Genomic DNA, 17240 nt, shown 5'->3' on the forward strand with positions numbered 1-17240 from the left:
GCACAAGTCTCGCCTGGGGTCGCTTCACTCCCGGTCTCGCTATGCACTCACAGAGCACAAGTCTCGCCTGGGGTCGCTTCACTCCCGGTCTCGCTGTGCTGTCCTGCAGAGAGCTTGCACTGTCCGCTCCGCTGGGCAGGACAGCAAAGTCGCTGTTTTGGGTAAACGCTTCCCCTTTTCTCGAAACGAACATGAAATCACAACGCTTCCAGAAAGGAACCCTGTTTCAAAAGTTACCTTCCGCCGTGGGTTATTCTTCAGACGCCCCCGTGAACCTCATTCTTTCAATCGATCCCCCGCATCTTCCCGTTCCCATACCTGGATCCGGCCCGCTCGGAACAGAAAACACCCGCAAGCGTCAGCGGACATTGAGCTTTTCAATGGCTTGGTTGACGAATAATTGATGCTTTTCCCGCATTTTTCTTTCGGTGCTTTCGTCCAATCCCCATTCGGAAATTTTCGAAGCGGATCGCAAAGCAACGAATAAATCCCAATAAGGAAGATTTGCGAAATCGATGGTTGTCATCCTGAATTGATACTGCTGCGTAAAGTCATTCATAGCGTCGACGCCGAATGCCCACAGGATCTCGAGTCTGCCGTTGGCAACATCGGCCAGCGGGTCTCCGAACACCGCGTCCTCCCAGTCGATGACAGCCACAAGCCGGCCTTTTTTCCACAAGGTATTGCCGGGCCAAAAATCTCCATGCAACAATACGGACTGATTTCGCTGAGGGAGTGGCCGGGATTCCAGGATATCCCGAATCCGCCCTTCGTCTGATGATTCGTCCACGTATTCCGGTCGTTTTGCCATCATTTCGGCCACAATTTCTTCTTGACTGGGTAAAAAGGAGACATCCACCTTTGAGACATCCACCCGATGAATGTTGGTCAGATGGGTTGTCAGCTGACGCATGTAATCCGGAAAATGAACCGGGGCGAATTCCGTTTGACCCTCAATAAATTCAATCACGAGGGTTGGCGTGGAAAAAATTTTTCCGGATGAGTCGAGATGGCAGGGTGTCGGTGTCGGCAATCCCTCGGATTTTAACATTTTTAATAACTTGAATTCGTAAGCTGCCACATGCGGCTTCTGCTTTAAATCCACCTCCCCATGCCGACGCACGATCACTTTTTTTGTTTGACCGTCGGGCCGCATCATTTCCAATGCCGTTACCTGCGCGGAAACGCCTCCTTTTAACTCCCATGTACGAAACAGCTTGCTCTGTGGATCCATCCGTTGAACCAACTGTTCAAACTTTTTGTATTCCTTTGATTTCATCATGTCTCCCCCACGTGTACCCTCATGCTTGTCCTCCTCCCCCATAGGGGCCGAAAGGAATCCATCTCCCCCTCAGCCCGTCCCGGATCCGGTCGCGAAACTGGGGACGCCGGATGAGCCGGTCGAGGTCGTCCGGCGGGTGGAAAGAAACCTCCCGGGTTTCCGCCGACGGCCGCAGCCTTCCCCCGGCCGCCTGTCCCCGGAACCCGACGGCGACGTTACCCACTTCCATGTTCTGGTACACTCCGGCCACCCCGAAAAGCTCCACTTCGATCCCGGTCTCTTCCCGGATTTCCCGTTTCACGGCCGCATCCAGGGTCTCCCCCTCCTCCACCTGTCCGCCCGGCGGTTCCCAGGTGTCCCCCCGCCAGTAGGTTCGGACCAGCAGAATCTCTCCCCGGTTGTCGGAGATCACTCCGAACACGCTCACAATATGCCGGGGAACGGAACCTTCGAGGGGCTGCAAAAACTGTTCCTCCTTTCCGATCCCGTGTATCCGAAGCCATTCGTTTTCGTCCCGTCCCTCCGTTTCCATTAACGAAGCAGATACGGTTTTCGAGGCATTCCGGTATGCTTCCATACTGGGGAACCGCCAGTGTTCTGAGACGCTTCCGCTTGGATCCATCCAGCGGCCGTTACAGACCCCCCCGCTGCGTTGGTAGAGAAGGCGAAGCCGAAAAATCGGCGATGGTTCAGACGGGTTTCCCGTTTGCTTGTTGCCTGAAAATCGGTATGTCCATTGAATGTCGACCAAATGACATGCCTCCTCCCGGGTTCTTCCCTTTACTTCCACAAAAAACACCGCCATCCTTTGCGGATTGCGGTGGGGGTCTTCATCGCCCGATCATGGTTTGGATCTGTTAATTCGGATTTTCCGCGGCTCCCGGGATTTGTCTTTCGGCACGTAAACGTAGAGAACCCCGTTTTTGCTGTCGGCGGTGATTCCTTCCACATCGGCGTTTTCCGGCAAAGTGAAGGATCGTTGAAAGGTACCGTAACGGCTTTCCATCAGGTGGTAACGGCTTTCTTCTCTTCGTTCCTCCCGACGTTCACCCCGGATGGTCAGCGTGTTACCCTGCACCTCAATGTCGATGTCGTCCGGCTCCATCCCCGGCATTTCCGCCTGAATGACATAGCGATCGGCTTCTTCTTCCACATTCAGGGCCGGCAGGAACGTCCGCCCTCCAAATCCTTCCCCGGAAAACAGCGGTTCATTGAAAAACCGCTGGAATGACCGGTCCAACTCATGGCGCAACCGTGTTAACGGGTGGTCTTGATGACCGTCAAAGCGTTGCAAAGAACCCATTCACTCACTCTCCTTCCTCAATGTCTTTTTTATTATGGAACGCAGAAGGAGAATATATGAGTAAAGGTCTCTCACACCAGCCGGGCGGGCAACCCTTCGGCACTCAAGAAAAGACCTGGAAGCGTTGTGAAAAAGCGAGCGGCAGCATTTCCCCCCCATCAATTCCCTATGTATGCCGGCACACCCATCAACTCGTCCACGGCGACAAACCGGTATCCTTTCTGCTTCAAATGACGGATCAGCTCCGGCAGGGCCCGGACGGTGGCGGAGCGGTCCCCTCCGCCGTTGTGGAGCAGGATGATGCTACCCGGCTTGACCTGGGCCTTGACTGAACTTATTACTTGCTGATGGCTCCGTCCATGTTTCCAGTCGACGGAGTCCACATCCCAGTTGATGATCCGGTAACCCTTGCGGGCGATCCGTTTCTCTTTCCCTTTGACCGCACCGTAAGGGGGGCGCATGAGAGCCATCTCCCTTCCTGTCAGCCGTTTCACCGCCCTTTGAGTCTTGTCCAGTTCGGCATCGATTTGTTTTCCCGAAAGGGCGGGCAGGTACGCATGATTCCAGGTATGGTTGGCGAGCACGTGCCCTTCCGCCGCGATCCGCACCGTCATCTCCGGATGTTGTTGAACCGCCCGTCCCACGACGAAAAAGGTGGCGGACACTTCCTCTTTCCGGAGGATTTTCAGGATCGCCGGGGTGTGGACCGAATCCGGCCCGTCGTCGAAGGTGATGGCCACCCGTTTTTTCTTCTTCGGCCCGTGGTACACAACGCCGGACGGAATCCGTTTCCCCTTGGTTTCTTTTTCAACTTTGGGTCGGTCGGCTGTGGTGTCGGTGGGCTTTTGTTTTTCCGCCGGATTGAGCTTCCCCGTTGTTTTCGTTTTCCGGGTCGGTTCCTCCTTCTTCTCCTGTACAGCGGCTGCGGATTGAGGTTGCTTCTCCGATGCCTTTGTCATCTCCAGCTCCTTCTCCGCTTCTCTCTTCTCAACCCTTTCCCCGACACGATCCGCATAAGAAAAGTTCCACAGGGAAGATCCGAACACGAATACGGCCAACACGAAAAAAAGCCCTGCGCGCAGCAAGGTCTCCCTCATACTCTCCCACTCCCATTCTGCTTTCTCTGTCCCATTGGATATTCAATTTTTAAAAATTCCATTTCCTTGCGCGATGTTGGCTTTTCTTTTCCTAACAAAAGAATCTCACAGATGAGACGTTTTTTTCAATAGTGAATGGAAAAATTTCCGGAGAAAATAATCAGACCGAAAAACAAAAAACACCGGGCCAGAAGCACCCGGTGCCGAGAGCGGCATTCATTTGCGCAGGGAACTCACGCCGTCCGCCCCTTGTCGATGCTGGGATCCATCACGAAAACGATCAAAGCCATCACGGTCAGATTGGCCCACGTGACCAGACTGAACATCATTCCGTCTTTGGAGAACATCACCGACAGAGCATGCTCGATATAAGCCAGCACTCCATGAACATAGAGAATCCCCACTTCATGGGAGTGGAGCGACAGATCCAGCCCCCACCAGCTCACTCCAGCCGCCACACCGAGGGGAACCAGGTAGATCACCCTCGCCGCCGACGGGGATTGGATCATCCGATTGACCGCATACAGAGCAAACGCGGCTCCCCCTGTCACATGGAGAGCGGTTTCCAGCCAGAGTCCGATCACCATAAACACAAACAGTCCCGCCATCAACACTGACGCCGTCCGAAACCACCGGATCATCCCCTCAACTCCTTGGACCCTTATACGATCTTTTTCAACCTGGATGTCCGTCTGTTTTATTATTATGAACCCAGAGATTAAACATACCCGACCCGCCCTTTGTCAGCTTCTGACAGGAAAAAATCGCTTTACCAGGAACGGGACTGAAAGAGGGAAGAACCGGGAGTATTTGTTCGTCTCAGAATTCATACATTGAATCGCTCCGGGGAATGAACATGAAGTCCCTTGTTGTTAAAATAAGGGTTCCTTCGCACATCTTACCATATTGGACGGACAAGTTATCCATAAATGGAAGGAGAGGCCAAAAAAGGGATTTATGTTTTGCCTGGACCATGTGAAAAACCGCCCCGGAGTTGGGACGGGTCCATTTTTTACACTTTTACCGTCTGTCGGCTGCCCGGTTTTTCCACGGGCCGTCCCTGTTTGCAAAGAGGGCAGTCAGCCGGATTGTAGCTTTCGATCGTGTGCTGGAAAAGGGAGCGGAAGGGAACGGGGAAAGATGCCCGGCCTCCGCTCCGGTCGACGATGGAACCGATCCCGACCACCCGGGCGCCGAGGGTTTCCGCCAAATCGACCACTTCCCTGACCGAACCCCCGGTGGTAACCACATCCTCCACCAGCAGGAGGCGTTCGCCGGGTTGAATCGTGAAACCCCGCCTCAGTTGCATCTTTCCTTCCTTCCGTTCGGCGAAGAGACACCGCACGCGTAACGCCCGGGCCGTCTCGTGGGCAATGATGACCCCGCCGAGGGCGGGGCCCACCACACTGTCCACTCCTTCTTCCCGGAAAAGCCCGGCAATGGCTTTTCCCGCTTCTTCCGCTTCCCCGGGATGCTGGAGAAGCTGAGCGCACTGCATGTAACGGGCGCTGTGGCGGCCGGAGGAGAGGACAAAGTGACCTTCCTTCAGAACGCCGGTCCGTGCCATGGCTTCTTCCACCCGCCATTCACGCTTCTTTTCCATCAGAATCCCTCCCGCTCATTTGAATCCGTTCCGCAATGTCCATCCATACCGCCACCGGGTCTTGGGACCGGATGATGGGACGTCCCACCACCAGCAGATCCGATCCCCCGTTTACGGCGGCTTCCGGTGTCATCACCCGTTTCTGGTCGTCCTTTACCTGCCCTTCCAGACGGATCCCCGGAGTCACGGTCAACAATTCCCGTCCGATCTCTTCCTTGATCCAGCCGGCTTCCCCCCCGGAGCAGACCACGCCGTCCATACCGGCCCGCCGGGCCAGATGGGCCAGGTTGAGAACCGAATCCCGCACGGAACCCGGAATACCCAGTTCATCGTTCAACATCCGACCGTCGGTGCTGGTCATCTGGGTGACAGCCAGCAATCCGGGGCGTTTTTCTCCGCTTTTCACTTCCGCCGCTTCCCGGGCGGCCTCCATCATGCGGCTTCCGCCTGCGGCGTGGAGCGTGATGAGATCGACACCCAAGGAAGCGAGGGAGCCGACGGCGCCAGCCACGGTGTGGGGGATGTCATGCAACTTCAAATCGAGGAAGACGGAATACCCGGCTTCGGTCAGACCGGCCACCCAGGAGGGGCCCGCCGAGTAAAAGAGCTGCATCCCCACTTTGACAAAGGGCTTTTCTCTCCCCCTCCAGCGGGAGAGAAAACGATCCGCCTCATGGGCGCAGGGAAAATCCAGGGCCACAATCAACCGCTTGTGCGCTTCCCTGAAAGCGGGCACCGCGTTCACGGACATACCGGCACCTCCTCCCGTGCCTTATCCACCGGAGGTTCAATGAAATCGGCGGTCATGTAGATGGAATCCAGGGTCGAAAGCAGCGCTTCCACCGTATCCAGGGAAGTGAGGCAGGCGATTTCATGTTCCACCGCTTCCCTGCGGATGCGGAAACCGTCTCTTTCCGGGGTTTTCCCCCGCGTCCAAGTGTTGACCACCAGGTCCACTTCCCCCTGTCGGATCAGATCCAGAATGTGGGGGGAGCCTTCCTTCAGTTTGTTCACCCGCCGCACCGGCAGGCCCTCGGCTTCCAGGATATCCGCCGTTCCGCTGGTGGCGACGATCCGGTAACCCAAGCCGTGGAACCGGCGAAAGAGGGGAACCGCTTCCTCCTTGTCTTTGTCACTGATGGTGGCGATCACGGTACCGAAACGGGGAAGGGAAATCCCTGCGGCCAGAAGCCCCTTGTACACCGCCCGGGCGTAATCCCGGTCACGTCCCATCACTTCCCCTGTCGATTTCATTTCGGGTCCGAGCGTCACATCCACCCGCCGCAGTTTGGCGAAGGAGAAAACCGGCACCTTGACTGCCGTCGATCGGGGTTCCGGCCAAAGTCCGCCGGAAAGACCTTGGGACTCCAGGGTTTCTCCCAGCATCACCCGGGTGGCGGCACGGGCCATCGGCACCCCCGTCACCTTGCTCAAAAAGGGGACGGTTCGTGAAGCCCGGGGATTCACCTCCAAAACGTAAATCTCATCCCCGTGAAGGACGAACTGGATATTGATGAGACCTTTGATGTGAAGAGCCCGGGCGATCGCTGTCGTCATCCGGACCAGCCGGGTCTTCTGATCCGGCGTGACGGACCGGGGCGGATAGACGGCAATGGAGTCCCCGGAGTGTACCCCCGCCCGCTCCACGTGTTCCATGATGCCGGGGACCAGCACTTGTGTTCCGTCGGAGACGGCGTCCACCTCGATCTCTTTCCCCCGGAGATACCGGTCGATCAGGACGGGGTGTTTCGGGTTCACTTTGACGGCCTCGTTCATGTAGTTGTGGAGTTCTTCTTCACTGTAGACGATTTCCATCGCCCGTCCACCCAGCACATAAGAGGGGCGCACCAGCACGGGGAAGCCCAGTTCCCGGGCCGCGGCGAGAGCCTCCTCTTCGGAAGTCACCGCCGTTCCCGGCGGTTGCGGGATGTCCACCTCTCTCAGCAGCTGCTCGAATTTCTTCCGGTCTTCCGCCCGGTCGATCGACTCCAGCGTCGTCCCCAACAGCGGCACCCCGTGTTCCTTCAGGTCCCGGGCCAGGTTGAGGGCCGTCTGCCCGCCGAACTGGACGATCACTCCGACCGGATTTTCTTTCTCGATGATGTGGAGCACATCTTCGGTGAAAAGAGGATCGAAATAAAGTCGGTCGGAAATGTTGAAGTCCGTGGAAACCGTCTCCGGATTATTGTTAATGATGACTGCGTCCATACCGGCCTTCCGGATGGCCTGGATGGCGTGAACGGTGGCGTAGTCGAATTCCACCCCCTGGCCGATCCGGATCGGGCCGGAACCGAGGACCACCACTGTGGGCCGGTCGGTTTTGGCCACTTCGTCTTCCCTTTCGTAGGTGGAGTAATAATAGGGGGTGGCCGCTTCAAACTCGGCCGCGCAGGTGTCCACCATCTTGTAGACCGGAAGGATTCCGAAATCCTTTCGGAGAGAGCGGATATCCGCTTCCTCCCTCCCCGTCAGGCGAGCGATCGCCGCGTCGGTGAAACCGGTCCCTTTGGCTTTCTTCAGGAGTTCCCGGCCGGGTCCCTTCTCCTTCAACTCCCGTTCCAGCCCGACGATCCCCTGGATTTTATGGAGGAAGAACCGGTCGATCCGGGTGAGGGAATGGGCCTCTTCCGAGGTCCCGCCCCGGCGGAACCATTCCGCCAGCAAAAAGAGGCGTTCGTCGTCGGGGGCGGCCAACCGCTTTTTCATCTCCTCCAGGGAGAGCGTTTCCGCATCCGCCGGCTGGAGGTGATCCCGGTTGATCTCCAGGGAGCGGACCGCTTTCAGGAGGGACTCCTCCAGGGTCCGGCCGATGGCCATCACTTCCCCCGTGGCCTTCATCTGGGTGCCCAGCTTCCGGTTGGCGCCGGCGAACTTGTCGAAGGGCCAACGGGGAATTTTGCTGACCACGTAATCCAGAGTCGGCTCAAAGCAGGCACAGGTCTGTTTCGTCACCGGATTGATGATTTCGTCCAAGGTATAACCGACGGCAATCTTAGCGGCGATCCGAGCGATCGGGTAGCCCGTCGCCTTGGAGGCCAGGGCGCTGGACCGGCTCACCCGGGGATTCACTTCGATCACATGGTACTGAAAGCTCTCCGGATCCAATCCAAACTGAACGTTACATCCACCCCGGATATCCAGGGCCCGGATGATCTTCAGGGCGGAGTTTCGAAGCATCTGATGCTCCCGGTCGGACAGAGTCTGGGCGGGGGCGAAAACGATGCTGTCCCCGGTGTGCACACCGACGGGGTCGAAGTTTTCCATGTTGCAGACCACGATGGCGTTGTCTTGTTCGTCCCTCATCACTTCGTACTCCAGTTCCTTGAAGCCGGCGATGCTCTGCTCGATCAGGCACTGTCCGATCGGACTGTAGCGGATCCCGTTATTTACCGTCTCTATCAACTCATCTTCGTTGCGGGCAATCCCGCCCCCGGTCCCGCCAAGGGTATACGCCGGTCGGACGATGACGGGATAACCGCTCGCGCCGGCGAAGCGGAGGGCCTCCTCCGCGGATTGGACGATTTCGCTTCCCGGAACCGGTTCATTCAGATCCCGCATCAGACTGCGGAAACGTTCCCGGTCTTCGGCACAGGTGATGGCCCGGAGGTCCGTTCCCAGAAGACGCACCCCTTCCCGTTCCAGGACGCCGGACTCCGCCAGCTCCACTGCCAGGTTGAGCCCGGTCTGGCCGCCCAGGGTGGGGAGCAATCCATCGGGCCGCTCCTTGCGGATCACTTGGGTCAGAAACTCGGGCGTCATCGGCTCGATGTAAACCTTATCGGCCACATCGGTGTCGGTCATAATGGTGGCCGGGTTGCTGTTGACCAGAACCACCTCCATCCCCTCTTCTTTCAGGGATTGGCAAGCCTGGGTCCCGGCATAATCGAACTCGGCCGCCTGACCGATCACGATGGGGCCGGATCCGATCACCAGGATTTTTTTCAGCGACTGATCTTTAGGCATGTGCGGCCCCCTCCTTTTCCTGTTTCCTTCCGTTTAAAAGTCCCATGAAGCGGTCGAAGAGTACCTCCGAATCATGAGGGCCCGGGGCCGCTTCGGGATGGTATTGAACCGAGAACGCCGGCAACCGGCGGTGGGTGAGTCCCTCGCAGGTTCCGTCATTGAGGGCGATATGGGTCAGCGTCAACTCCGTTCCCTCCAGGGAATCGTTTCTGACCGAGTATCCGTGGTTCTGGGAGGTTATGTAGGTGCGGCCGGTTTCCAGGTTTTTCACCGGGTGGTTTGCGCCCCGGTGGCCGTAAGTCATCTTTTCGGTATCCGCCCCTGAAGCCAAGGCAAACAGCTGGTGGCCGAGGCAGATGCCGAACAGAGGATACCGTTCCAGCAGGCGGCCGACGGTGCGGATCGCTTCCGGCACGTCCTTGGGATCCCCGGGTCCGTTGGACAGCAGGATTCCGTCGGGGCCTAGACGTTCGATCTCCTCGAAAGACGTGTCCCACGGGACCACCACCACGTCACAACCCCGTCGGATCAGTTCCCGCTGGATCCCGTATTTGGCGCCGAAGTCCATCAGAACCACCCGGGGACCGTATCCCGGGGAGGCATGGATGCTCCGGGTACTGACCCGGGCCACCTGGTCCCGCAACAGAAAACCGGCATCCAGCTTTTCTTCAAGACTTCCCCATGAAGCCCCTCCGGTGGACAGAATCCCCTTCATCGTGCCGTGAACGCGGATCTTCCGGGTCAACATCCGGGTATCCACCCCGGCAATCCCGGGGATGCCGTAATCTTTCAGCCACCGGTCCAAACTTTGTTCACTTCGCCAGTTACTGGGGAAATCGGCCCGCTCCCGCACCACAAAACCGTGGACAAAGGGACGGCGCGCTTCGATATCGTGCCGGTTCATTCCGTAGTTTCCGATCAGCGGGTACGTCATGGTGACGATTTGGCCGCAGTAGGAAGGATCCGTCAACACCTCCTGGTACCCCGTCATTCCCGTGTTGAAGACGACTTCCCCCAAGGTTTCCGTCTCGGCGCCGAAGGCCTCTCCCTCCAGTCGCGTTCCGTCAGCCAACAGCAGTTTGGCCTGCATGTATCTCTTCCTCCCGTCCTTTCAAAATGTGTGCCATGCTTTTTTTCGGTCCACCGCGCGCACGCCGGATTCTTCCCACACGATGTTTCCTTCCACCAGCGTCATGACCGGCCACCCTTTGGCTTTCCAGCCGGCAAAGGGAGTGTTTTTCCCCTTGGATTCGAACCGGTTCGGATCGATCTCCCGTTCCTCCGCCAGGTCGATCACCGTGAGATCGGCCACCCGGCCTTCCTCCAGGATGCCCCGGGATAAGCCGAACCGTGCGGCGGGGAGCCGGCTCATACGGTCCACCAGTTGGGCCAACGTCAGCTCTCCGGTCAGGACCAGGTGGGTGTAGAGAAGAGGAAACGCCGTTTCCAGACCGACGATCCCGAAGGGGGCTTCCCGGATGTCCTTCCGTTTGTCGGAAGCCGTATGGGGCGCATGGTCCGTGGCGATAAAGTCGATTGTTCCATCCTTCAGCCCTTCGATCAGAGCCTGCCGATCTTTTATCGACCGCAGGGGCGGGTTCATTTTGTACATGGGATCCGGCCCGGGGATGTCCTCCTCACACAGGAGCAGGTGGTGGGGAGTCACTTCCGCCGTCACCCGCTGGCCGCGGGACTTCGCTTCGCGCACCAGCCGGACCGATCCTTCCGAACTGATGTGGCAGATGTGGTAATGCACCCCGGTGTCTTCCGCCAGGAGGATATCCCGTCCCACGTGGATCGACTCGGATTCAGCGGGTATTCCCGGCAGGCTGTGTTTTTTGGCGAAGACACCGTCATGGACGCAGGCCCCCGGCACTAAGAGATCCTCTTCTTCGCAGTGGGCCACCACCGGCAGGCCGACTTCCGACGCGAGTCGCATCGCTTCCTTCATCATCCGCGGGCTCTGCACCCCGACTCCATCATCGGAAACGGCGATGGCTCCCGCTTCTTTCAGCCCGGCCATGTCCGTCAACACTTTCCCTGAGGAGGAACGGGTGATGGCGGCGATGGGGAGCACCTGTACCCCGCATCCTTCCCGTTCATTCATCTCCCGGATCCGGCGCACCTTGCCGGGAGTGTCGGTCACCGGGCAGGTGTTGGGCATGCAGGCGACCGTGGTAAACCCTCCCCGGGCAGCCGCCCGGGTACCTGTGGCGATCGTCTCCTTCTCTTCAAAGCCGGGTTCCCTCAGATGAATGTGCATATCGATCAGCCCCGGGATGGCCAGCCTTCCCCCCAGCTCCCTCGTTTCCGCTCCTTCGGTTGACAGATCCCGGCCGATGCGCTCCACTTTTCCGTCCCGGATCAAAATATCGGCGGGGATCGGTTCCCCCCTGCTCCCGTCCAGAATCCGACCGTTTTTCAGCAGCAGAGTCGTTTTCATTTTAAACGCCTCCCTCCATGGCACGTTCAAGGACCGCCATTCGGACCCAGACGCCGTTTTCCATTTGCTCGAAAATTTTGGACCGGGGATGTTCCACCAGCTCTCCGTCGATTTCCACTCCCCGGTTGACCGGGGCAGGGTGCAGGATGACCGTGTGGGGACGCATCCTCTCCAGCCGGTCCTTGGTCAACCCGTAGCGGGCCCGGTATTCCTCCGCCGAACCGAACAGCGACTCCCGGTGACGCTCCAACTGCACCCGGAGCATCATAACCGCATCCGCTTCCCGGATGGCATCGGCGAAGGAAAGATACGGAGCAGCCGATTCCAGGCGGGGATCCCGCATGGATTCCGGACCGCTCAACACCGGACGGGCCCCGAAGGCCTTCAAGGCCCACAGGTTGGACCGGGCTACGCGGCTGTGACGGATGTCTCCCACGATCGCCACCCGGAGACCCGACAGATGTCCAAAGTGGCGGCGCAGGGTATAGAGGTCCAACAACGCCTGGGTGGGGTGTCCCCCTTCCCCTTCTCCCGCATTGATCAGGGCCGGGCCCGGCGAGCGACCGGCCATTTCCGCAAGAAGCCCTCCGCCGGCGTGACGGATGACGGCCGCTTCGACCCCGAGGGAATCCAGCGTCCGCAGGGTGTCGTAAAAGGATTCGCCTTTTTCCGTACTGGAGGTTTCTTGATCCAGCCGGAACACTTCCATTCCCAACCTTCGTTCTGCCACTTCAAAGGAAATCCGGGTTCGCGTGCTCGGCTCGAAGAACAGGTTGGCGACGAACCGCCCTGGATACGCACGCGCGGTTTCGGTCCGGTTCCGGCTCCTCCAAGTGTCCGCTCTTTCGAACAACCCCTCCATTTCGCTGACGGACAGGTGGTCGGTGTCGATCAGATGCCCCTTTCGAACCTCCGTGTGGATCATGCCTTTCCCTCCTTCGATAAAAAAGACTCCTTCCTTTTCGGAAGGAGTCGTCATGAACGATCACCGGATTTAAAGGTTCAGCGGACATGCCGAACCGGACCCGGGTTCGAATAACGCGTCCTTCCGCGGCCTCTCGGGACCGGATTAAAGGTGCGCTTCAACGGTCGTGTTCTTTCAGGCGGCTCTTGAGGAAGCGGCCGCTTCTTCTTTATTTTCCATGTTGCGGGGGAGAATCAGGTTGAGCAGAATTCCGATGATCGTGGCCAGGGCCATCCCTTCCACTTCGAAGTGCAGGCCCGCGAATTTGAGGGCGGCACCGCCGACGCCGATCACCAGCACCACCGAGGCGATCACCAGATTCCTTTTATCCTGGAAATTGATCCGGTTTTCCACCAGCATCCGAAGTCCCGCCGAAGCGATGATCCCGAAGAGCAGAATGGAGACGCCTCCCATCACCGCCGGCGGAATCGTGGATATCAGAGCGGACAGTTTCCCGATAAAGGAGAAGGTGATGGCGATCACCGCCGCTCCTCCGACCACATAGACACTGAAGATGCGGGTAATGGCCATGACGCCGATGTTCTCTCCGTAGGTGGTGTTGGGCGGACCGCCGAAGAGGGCTCCCAGGCTGGTGGCCAAGCCGTCCCCCAAGATGGACCGGTGAAGGCCCGGATCTTTCGCCAGGTCCCGGTTCATGATACTCCCGGTCACCATCAGATGGCCGATATGCTCAGCCAGGGTGACCAGGGCGACAGGAACGATCACCAGGGCGGCGGCCCAGGAAACCTCCGGCGCGGTGAAGTGAGGCAGAGCCAGCCACCCGGCCTCACGGACCGGGGAGAGATCGACCATGCCCGCCGAGAACGCAACCAGGTAGCCGCCGACGATTCCCAAGAGAACCGGGATCAGGTTGAGGAACCCCCGTAAAAAGAGACTGGCGGTGACGGCGATCGCCAAGGCAGCCAGGGCGACACCGAAGTGTTTTAAAGAGTACACCTTGAGTGTGACCGTCCCCGCTTCCTCATCCACCTTTTCCACCGTGCCCGGCAGGGCATGGAACTCTTCAACGGTGTCGGGAAGCGGACGGGTAATCTCCTGGCTGCTGGCCATATCGACGGCGGTTCCCGCCAAGGCCAGTCCGATCACGATCACCACCGGACCGATTACCACCGGCGGCAGCAGATAGTGCAGCCAATCCGCCCCGAAACGTTGGATGACAAGCGCCACGATTCCGTAAACCACCCCGATCAGGAAACAGCCGAAGAGGGCCGCCCCCGTGCCCTGACTCTGGGAAACCGTGATGATCGGAACGATAAAAGCGAAGGAAGATCCCAGATAAGCGGGTATTTTGCCACGGGTCACGATCAGGTAGGCCAGTGTCCCGACCCCGCTGGACAACAGCGCCACCGCCGGTTGCAGCCCCGTCAGGAGCGGCACCAGGATCGTGGCTCCAAACATGGCGAACAGATGTTGGACGCTCAGGGCGATCCATTTCCACGCTTTCGGTTTTTCGTGCACGTCCAGAACGATTTTTTTCATGATTCATCCTTCCTTTCTCATAAAAAAAACCTCTTTGCCCACTGCCGGCAGAGAGGTTTTCGCGCATCGGGAAAGATCCGCACCAAACGGGTACGCGAAAAATTAACATCCTCCCTTGCCGGTCTCACGGGACCGTCTTAAAGGGAAACATCTTTCTTTTATTTGCTGATATGGACCCGGTCTTTTCCGTCATGCTCCAAAACCGCCACGTGAACGATCTCCTCTTTGGAAGTGGGGACGTTTTTGCCCACGTAGTCCGGCCGGATCGGAAGTTCCCGGTGGCCCCGGTCCACCAAGACCGCCAGTTGGATCATTCGGGGCCGCCCCCGGTCGATCAGGGCGTCCATCGCCGCCCGGACCGTTCGACCCGTATACAGAACATCGTCCACCAGCACGACGATCTTGCCGTGGATGTCCACCGGAAGGTGGGAATCCCGCACTTCGGGCTGCTCCGTCTTTTCTGTCAGGTCATCCCGGTAGAGCGTGATGTCCAGCTCTCCGACAGGGACGGTCTCGCCCTCGATCCGGCGAATCCGGTCCGCCAGGCGCCGGGCGAGGTAAACGCCCCGGGTATGGATTCCGACGAGGACGCAATTTTCCACCCCTTTGTTCCGCTCCAGAATCTCATGGGCAATCCGCGTCAACGCCCGCCGGATCGCGGCGTCATCCAAAATGTTTTTTTCTGTCGCCATCCGGCCGCCTCCTTTCCATCAAAAAAGCGCTCCTCGCCCGGAAAGGCAGAAGCGCACACTTCTTCCGCAGAATCGTCTTCGTACCCTTTCCAGCCTCTCCGGACTGAGTTAAAAGGTTCTTGTTCAGTTAACACCATTATGAAGAATCATTCCCGCTTTGTCAATGACGGATTCAGAGATGTTTGCGAAACCCCCGGATCAGACGCTGCATATCCTCGGGCAGCTCCGCCTCCAGACGGATCCGTTCCCCGGTTGCCGGATGTTGAAAACCCAGCACCCGGGCATGGAGAGCCTGGCCCTCGATCTGGAACTTCCGGTAGTTGGTGCTGTAAACGGGATCCCCCACCAAGGGATGCCCGATGTACTTCATATGGACCCGGATCTGGTGGGTTCTTCCCGTCTCCAACCGGCATTGGACCAGAGTGGCCCGCCGGAATCTCTCCACCACTTCAAAGTGGGTAACGGCCGGCTTCCCGTTTCTGGGTTCCACCGCCATTCGTTTTCGGTCCCGGGGATCCCGCCCGATGGGAGCGTCAATGGTTCCTTTGTCATGGGGGAGACTGCCGTTGACCAAAGCGACGTACATCCGATCGACTTCGTGGGCTTTCAGTTGAGCGGCCAAAGATTGATGAGCCCGGTCGTTTTTTGCCGCCATCAACAACCCGGAGGTATCCTTGTCAATCCGATGCACAATTCCGGGCCGCAATACTCCGCCGATGCCGGACAGATCTTTGCAGTGAGCGAGAAGGGCGTTGACCAGGGTCCCCGAAGGAGTGCCCGGAGCCGGGTGAACCACCATGCCCCGGGGTTTGTTGACGACAATGACGTTGTCGTCCTCATACACCACATCCAGCGGAATGGGCTCCGGCTCCACTTTGGGTTCTTCCGGCGGGGGAACCGTGACTTCCACCCGCTCCCCCGCTTTCAAACGATAGTTGCTTTTCACGGGACGGCCGTCCACCCGGACCCGTGCTTCCCGAATCCAGGACTGGACGGCCATGCGGGACCAATCCTCTTCTTTTGAAGCAAGAAACTTGTCCACCCGCTCCCCGTGGCCGGATTCATCTACTTCGAACCGTCGATTTTCCTCGGAACTCACCGGGTCTCCCCCGCTTCCTTGGTGAACGCTTCCTCTTGTTCGTGAGGCTGGCGGAGGGTCAGAAAGATCATAAGGCCAACACCGATCACAATGGCAGAGTCAGCCACGTTGAAAATCGGGTAATGAATCAACCGAAAGTCGAGAAAATCCACCACTTCCCCCCAACGGATCCGGTCAATCAGATTCCCCACCGCACCGCCGAGAATCAGGGCGAGGGACCAGGACATCAGAGGTTGTGTCCGTTTCAGCCGGATCAGATACCAGGTGATCCCGCAAACCACCGCAACTGTGATGGTGATAAACAGCCACTGTTGGTTCTGCAGGATGCCGAAAGCGGCTCCACGGTTTCGATGGGAGGTGATATGAAACACCCCTTCCCACAAAGGGATGGATTCATACAGGGACATCTTCTTCAGGACCAGCCACTTGGTCACCTGATCCAATCCGAAAACGGCCAGTGCGGCCATAAAGTATCTCAATCGTTTTGTTCCCCCCTCAACCGATGGCCAGCCATCCCCTCCGGGATGCCGGCATCTTCCAGATCTTCATTTTAGCACAGCGTCAGGGGGCAAACAACTGAAGCCCGGCGGTCAATCGGTCCCGTCTTCTTCTGCTTCTGTCCGGCGGGTGGCATCATTGTGGGTGATTTCCGATAAAATGTCCTTTGGACGTCCATCGCGTCCGGTGACCGCAATCCCTTCCACGTCGTCGACATATCCCCGGCGCTCGTCGTGATCGACTGTCAATTCATTGTAATTCTTCCCTTCCCGGAAATAATCGGGAGGATTGGAGGTGCCGTACTGTTCCACTTCCTGCCAGGCATCCTCGGCATCGTAAAAGTTTTTGTCCGTTTTGTCATGGAAATGTTCACCGAAGGGAGGGTGGATGACCTTTTCTTCAGCCGGTCGCCGGCTGGAAATGTCTTGTTCCCGTTGATGCTCGATGCAATACGGGGTTTCCGGCACCGCTTCCAGCCGTTCGAAGGGAATCTCTTTCCCGCAGACCACGCAGCTGCCGTACTCCCCCGACTCCATTCGCAGAAGAGCCAATTCCACCTCTTCCAGTTGGTCTTCGTCTTCTTCGTTCAACGCCAGGTCTTTCCCGCGCTCATACAGTTCCGTTCCCACATCCGCCGGATGGTTGTCGTACCCCGACAACTCTCCGATGGAGTTGTTCATCCCTTCTTCCAGCCCGTAGTTTTGATTGTCCGCCAGTTTTTTTGTCAGGCGGTTTTTTTCTTCCTCCAGCTGTTTTTTCAATTGAGCCAGTTGTTGTTCTGTCACCGTGGATTCCC

General features: G+C 58.1%; 17 protein-coding genes. 1 reads left to right on the plus strand and 16 read right to left on the minus strand.

Features of this window, described 5'->3' with window-relative positions; genetic code table 11:
• Positions 1–404 (plus strand): hypothetical protein (locus tag C8P63_RS19395; protein ID WP_211308302.1); only part of this gene is annotated, 404 nt, incomplete at its 5' end.
• Here C8P63_RS19395 and C8P63_RS16620 read toward each other — a convergent pair.
• From C8P63_RS16620 to C8P63_RS16695, 16 genes are all read right to left on the minus strand, one after another.
• A complete protein-coding gene (locus C8P63_RS16620; protein WP_108026060.1) occupies positions 359–1279 on the minus strand; it encodes a phosphotransferase family protein in 921 nt (306 codons plus the stop codon). The two genes, C8P63_RS19395 and C8P63_RS16620, sit on opposite strands and share 46 nt — an antisense overlap.
• A gap of 22 nt (positions 1280–1301) precedes the next feature.
• Entirely contained in the window at positions 1302–2033 is a 732-nt protein-coding gene (locus C8P63_RS16625) for an NUDIX hydrolase (protein ID WP_211308303.1), read from the minus strand.
• 90 nt (positions 2034–2123) lie between these two features.
• Positions 2124–2585, minus strand: coding sequence for an Hsp20/alpha crystallin family protein (locus C8P63_RS16630; RefSeq protein ID WP_108025995.1), 462 nt, complete (start codon positions 2583–2585; stop codon positions 2124–2126).
• Positions 2586–2743: 158 nt separating this feature from the next.
• Complete coding sequence (locus C8P63_RS16635) at positions 2744–3682, minus strand: polysaccharide deacetylase family protein (protein ID WP_108025997.1); 939 nt, start codon at positions 3680–3682, stop codon at positions 2744–2746.
• Between the two features lie 233 nt (positions 3683–3915).
• Positions 3916–4323 carry a hypothetical protein gene (locus tag C8P63_RS16640; RefSeq protein WP_108025999.1) on the minus strand — a complete coding sequence of 136 codons (408 nt, stop codon included), beginning with the start codon at positions 4321–4323 and terminating at the stop codon, positions 3916–3918.
• Positions 4324–4694: 371 nt separating this feature from the next.
• Entirely contained in the window at positions 4695–5285 is a 591-nt protein-coding gene (gene pyrE, locus C8P63_RS16645) for an orotate phosphoribosyltransferase (RefSeq protein ID WP_108026001.1), read from the minus strand.
• Positions 5269–6036 carry an orotidine-5'-phosphate decarboxylase gene (gene pyrF, locus C8P63_RS16650; protein WP_108026003.1) on the minus strand — a complete coding sequence of 256 codons (768 nt, stop codon included), beginning with the start codon at positions 6034–6036 and terminating at the stop codon, positions 5269–5271. The genes pyrE and pyrF overlap by 17 nt, the downstream gene beginning before the upstream one ends.
• Positions 6027–9248: a carbamoyl-phosphate synthase large subunit gene (gene carB, locus C8P63_RS16655; protein ID WP_108026005.1), complete on the minus strand. Its 3222-nt coding sequence runs from the start codon at positions 9246–9248 to the stop codon at positions 6027–6029. The genes pyrF and carB overlap by 10 nt, the downstream gene beginning before the upstream one ends.
• Complete coding sequence (gene carA / locus C8P63_RS16660) at positions 9241–10338, minus strand: glutamine-hydrolyzing carbamoyl-phosphate synthase small subunit (RefSeq protein WP_108026007.1); 1098 nt, start codon at positions 10336–10338, stop codon at positions 9241–9243. Before carA ends, carB begins: the two co-directional genes overlap by 8 nt.
• A 21-nt stretch (positions 10339–10359) precedes the next feature.
• On the minus strand, positions 10360–11691 hold the full coding sequence (locus C8P63_RS16665; protein ID WP_108026009.1) for a dihydroorotase: 1332 nt from the start codon (positions 11689–11691) through the stop codon (positions 10360–10362).
• 1 nt (position 11692) lies between these two features.
• Positions 11693–12616: an aspartate carbamoyltransferase catalytic subunit gene (locus C8P63_RS16670; protein WP_108026062.1), complete on the minus strand. Its 924-nt coding sequence runs from the start codon at positions 12614–12616 to the stop codon at positions 11693–11695.
• A gap of 174 nt (positions 12617–12790) precedes the next feature.
• Positions 12791–14155, minus strand: coding sequence for a uracil permease (uraA, locus tag C8P63_RS16675; protein WP_108026012.1), 1365 nt, complete (start codon positions 14153–14155; stop codon positions 12791–12793).
• A 158-nt stretch (positions 14156–14313) separates the two neighbouring features.
• Complete coding sequence (pyrR, locus tag C8P63_RS16680) at positions 14314–14847, minus strand: bifunctional pyr operon transcriptional regulator/uracil phosphoribosyltransferase PyrR (RefSeq protein ID WP_108026014.1); 534 nt, start codon at positions 14845–14847, stop codon at positions 14314–14316.
• Between the two features lie 172 nt (positions 14848–15019).
• A complete protein-coding gene (locus C8P63_RS16685) occupies positions 15020–15946 on the minus strand; it encodes an RluA family pseudouridine synthase (RefSeq protein ID WP_108026016.1) in 927 nt (308 codons plus the stop codon).
• Positions 15943–16425, minus strand: a complete 483-nt coding sequence (lspA, locus tag C8P63_RS16690; protein ID WP_108026018.1) for a signal peptidase II — start codon at positions 16423–16425, stop codon at positions 15943–15945. The genes C8P63_RS16685 and lspA overlap by 4 nt, the downstream gene beginning before the upstream one ends.
• Positions 16426–16536: 111 nt before the next feature.
• A complete protein-coding gene (locus tag C8P63_RS16695) occupies positions 16537–17229 on the minus strand; it encodes a TraR/DksA C4-type zinc finger protein (protein WP_170109727.1) in 693 nt (230 codons plus the stop codon).
• Positions 17230–17240: the final 11 nt, after the last annotated feature.

The organism is Melghirimyces profundicolus, assembly GCF_003054245.1.
Classification (GTDB): Bacteria; Bacillota; Bacilli; order Thermoactinomycetales; family DSM-45169; genus Melghirimyces; species Melghirimyces profundicolus.